Consider the following 3,705-nt stretch of genomic DNA (forward strand, 5'->3'; position numbering starts at 1 on the left):
GGGCCACCGCCGCGACGCCCGAACGTGCGGCCGATCATGTTGCCGGCGATACCGCCAGCGACACCCGTGGCGAATGCCCCGGCCTTGTTGATACCGCCCATAGCCCCGCCGGCTCCGCCCGACTGGATCACCCACTCGGCAACGGTGGGGATCGTGAAATAGCCTATGATACCTATAATCAAAAAGATAATATAGACACCGCTGCCGCTGTCGGGAATGTAATTGGGGTCTTGCAGGGCCAGGACGTCCGCCTGGAGCATCAACGTCTGGATCTTGGCCAGCACCGCGGAGAACAGGTCGGCGATGGGAAGCCAAAGGTACACGCTGATATAGCGGGAAATCCAGCTCGCGAGCGTCGAGTGGAAGCCGTCGTAAATGGAGAGGGCGAACGACAAGGGCCCCAGAATCGACAGCACGACTAAAAAGAATGTCCGCAGCGTGTCGATGGTAAGCCCCGCGGCGTTGAACAACAACTCGAAGAAGTCCCGGACAAGCTGCCGGAAACCGGCCTTGATGTCGTACCACGTGCGTTCGGCCCACATGCTGATAATCTCGCCCAAGTCCGTGATACCCATATCCGCAAGCCGTTGTTCATACACCTCGTCGTCCACTAACCAAGCCTTGCCCTCGCGCCTGCGGGCCTCGGCTTCCAAATCGTCCTTCTGTTGCTGGTATGCCTGCAAATCCAATGTCTGCCCCTCCAGTATGGCGTGCGTGCCCTGCACCACGGGCGACATCACGGCGTTGATCGTCCCCAGAACCACGGTGGGAAAGAACATCACGCACAAGCCGATGGCGAAAGGCCGCAGGAGCGGGAACACGTCGATAGGCTCCGCGCTGGCCAGTGCCTTCCATACCCGGTAAGCCACGTAAAAGAGCGCACCCAGGCCGGCGATACCTTTCGCCACCCCGATCATGTCGCCGCATAGCGGCATCATCTCCTGATACAGGTTCCGGAGAACCTGGTGTAAATTGTCGAAATCCATGACTGCCTCCGTTTTCAGGTTACCAATATCTGTCGTTCGGGTTCCCGTAAAGTGCCAGCACCCGGTGCGCGTCGCCCTTTTCGCGGCTGCGGATGAAGGACACGGAGATGGTCTTGCGCGTGTAATAGCGCGTGAGGTTGCGGTACTCCAGCATCTTCGTGTAAACCTGATCCACCACGTCCATCCGCTCCTTGTCCGAGAGCGAGAGGCCGTTGCCGCCGGTTATGACCGTCTTGAGTTCCGCCACCAGCGCACCGCCCTCCTCCAGCAATCGGGCGTAACCCGCCGAGATCGCCGCCAGCTCGTCCACCGTGAAGTTCGGGTCTGAAACCATACGGTTGAATCCCGAGGTGTAGATTTCCGTGATCTCGCTGACCATTTCGAGCGTCAGCTTCACCTTCCGGGCATCCTTGATGATGTTATGCACCGATTTGAGGGCGTCGTAGTAAGCCTTGCTCTGGTTATAAATCTTGATACTCTCTTGCAGCGACTTGACCATGTTGGTCGCCGTGGTCGAGCTTTGAACCGCGCTCTTGATGTTCTGAACGAGGTTCGACGGGTCGATGACCGTCCACTGCGCTTTTGCCTGGTACGTGAAGCAAAGAAGCCCCACGAACAGCGTTAAAATCAATCGTTTCATCCTTTTCATTATTTAATTCGTGAATACTTGGGCGGTCATTCCGACGCCCGGTAATAATCCCCGTAGGCGGAGAGCTGGAGCACCTCGCGCCCCGCATCGTAGGCCAGGGCGACATACCCGTAGAGGTCGAAGTAACGGATACCTCCCCAATACTTCCTCACGGGACGGGAGAAGCGTGTCCCGTCCTTGTAGGACACCTCCACGTAAAAACCGCCGCCCCGGCGTCCCGGGTTGCGGTAGATGCGAACCCGGGGAGAACCCGAGCGGCTTTCCCACTCGCCCGCCACCTCGTACAGCGCGAAGTCCAAACGCGCCGCCGTGGGGTCTGATCCGATACACTTGCGATACATGGCCTGCCCTCCCTTTAACGTTTGCCCTCGGCGAGCTGCCTGATCGCCAGTTCCATATCACCGCCCAGCTCCCCGGCAAGCCGCTGTACCTCCACTTTCTCCGTTTCCTCGGTCGTGTAGGCCAGGTACTCCGGGACGCTGACCTCCGTGGCATAGACCGCCGACTGAACGCCGCCCAGACCGATCCAGACCTCCTTGTATTTACGGGAAGGGTCGTTGGACTGGTTGATCGAGAGAATCTGCGCCTTCTCCTTGTCGGTCAGTCCCAACAAGGACTGAATCGCGTCGAAACGGTTCATGAACTTGCGCTGGTCGAGCAGGATCTTGCAGTCCGAGTTGTTGATGATCGCCTCCTTGACCACCGGGCTGGAAATGATGTCCTCGACCTCCTGCGTCACAACGATGGCCTCACCGTAGTATTTGCGGACGGTTTTATACATATAACGCAGATATTCAGCCATATTGGCCGTAGAGAGCGCCTTCCAGGCCTCCTCGACGATGAGCTGTTTGCGTACCCCCTTGAGCCGTCTCATCTTGTTTATGAAAGCCTCCATGATGATAATGGTGACCACGGGAAAAAGCTCCTTGTTTTCCTTGATGGAATCCACCTCGAAGACCACGAAGCGCTTCGAGAGCAGGTCGATGTTGGCCCGGGAGTTCAGAAGGAAGTCGTAGCGTCCGCCCTTATAATACTGCCGCAGGGTGATGAGCATGTTGTCGATGTTGAAATCCTCGCGGCTGACCCGGATCTCCCGCTCCTCCAGCTCGCGGCGGTAGTCGTCCCGCAGGTACTCGTAGAAACTGTCAAAACACGGCACGATATTCCGGTCGGCGCGGATACGCTCGATATAGGCGTTCACGGCACTGCCCAGCTCGCCGCTCTCGGTCTTCGTGATCTTGTCGTCCTCGGTTTTCCAGAGTGTCAGCAGCAGCGTCTTGATGCTGTCCTTCTTCTCCACGTCGAAATAGTAGTCGTCGGTGTAGAACGGGTTGAAACTGATGGGATGTTCCTCGGTATAGGTAAAATACACGCCGTCCTCACCTTTGGTCTTACGCCGGATCAGCTCGCAAAGACCCTGGTAGCTGTTACCGGTATCCACCAGCACGACATGCGTGCCCTGCTCCCAGTATTGGCGGACTAAATGATTCATAAAGAATGACTTGCCTGACCCCGAGCCGCCTAACACGAATTTATTCCGGTTGGTAATGATCCCTTTTTTCATCGGTTCGTCCGAGATGTCCAGGTGCAGGGGCCTGCCGCTTATGCGGTCGCACAGCTTGATGCCGAAAGGACTGGACGAGGATTTATAGTTGGTTTCCTCCGTGAAGAAACAGACCGCGGGCTCGATGAACGTGTAGAACGATTCCTCGGCGGGGAAATCCCCCGCATTGCCCGGCATACCCGCCCAGTAGAGCGTGGCGGCATCCACGGTGTTGTGGCGCGGGCGGCACTCCATCAGAGCGAGCTGGCTGCCCACATCATTGCGGATATGCCGGAGCTCCTGCACGTCGTCCGACCAGGCCAGCACGTTGAAATGGGCCCGGACGGATTGAAGACCGAACGAGTGCGCCTCGTTGAGATACTGGTCGATGTCGAGTAGGTCAGCCCCCTTACGGGAGCTTTCCCCTCTAAGAACCGTACGTGAGAGTTTCCCCTCATACGGCTCAAGCAATTCAAAACTTTTATTTGTAACTAAAAGCCGGCTCATAGTAACTTCCATTTATTTCT

3 protein-coding genes and 1 pseudogene are annotated in these 3,705 nt (G+C 57.2%); all 4 read right to left on the reverse strand.

The window, feature by feature from the left end:
- Nucleotides 1–986 (reverse strand): conjugative transposon protein TraJ (gene traJ / locus HMPREF9007_RS00780; RefSeq protein ID WP_008763825.1); only part of this gene is annotated, 986 nt, incomplete at its 3' end.
- Between the two features lie 19 nt (nucleotides 987–1,005).
- Complete coding sequence (locus tag HMPREF9007_RS00775; protein ID WP_004295452.1) at nucleotides 1,006–1,626, reverse strand: DUF4141 domain-containing protein; 621 nt, start codon at nucleotides 1,624–1,626, stop codon at nucleotides 1,006–1,008.
- A 35-nt stretch (nucleotides 1,627–1,661) separates the two neighbouring features.
- Nucleotides 1,662–1,976 (reverse strand): DUF3876 domain-containing protein, encoded by a 315-nt coding sequence (locus HMPREF9007_RS00770; protein WP_004303798.1) that lies wholly within the window; start codon nucleotides 1,974–1,976, stop codon nucleotides 1,662–1,664.
- A gap of 14 nt (nucleotides 1,977–1,990) precedes the next feature.
- Nucleotides 1,991–3,568, reverse strand: a pseudogene (locus HMPREF9007_RS26660) (TraG family conjugative transposon ATPase); the annotation flags it as partial.
- Nucleotides 3,569–3,705 lie beyond the last annotated feature (137 nt).

This window comes from Bacteroides sp. 1_1_14, from assembly GCF_000162515.1.
Classification (GTDB): Bacteria; Bacteroidota; Bacteroidia; order Bacteroidales; family Bacteroidaceae; genus Bacteroides; species Bacteroides thetaiotaomicron.

Excerpts from the sequence above, each read along its gene's own strand:
- HMPREF9007_RS00770 (WP_004303798.1), bottom strand. The coding sequence starts at position 1,976 with ATGTATCGCAAGTGTATCGGATCAGACCCCACGGCGGCGCGTTTGGAC.
- HMPREF9007_RS00775 (WP_004295452.1), bottom strand. The coding sequence starts at position 1,626 with ATGAAACGATTGATTTTAACGCTGTTCGTGGGGCTTCTTTGCTTCACG.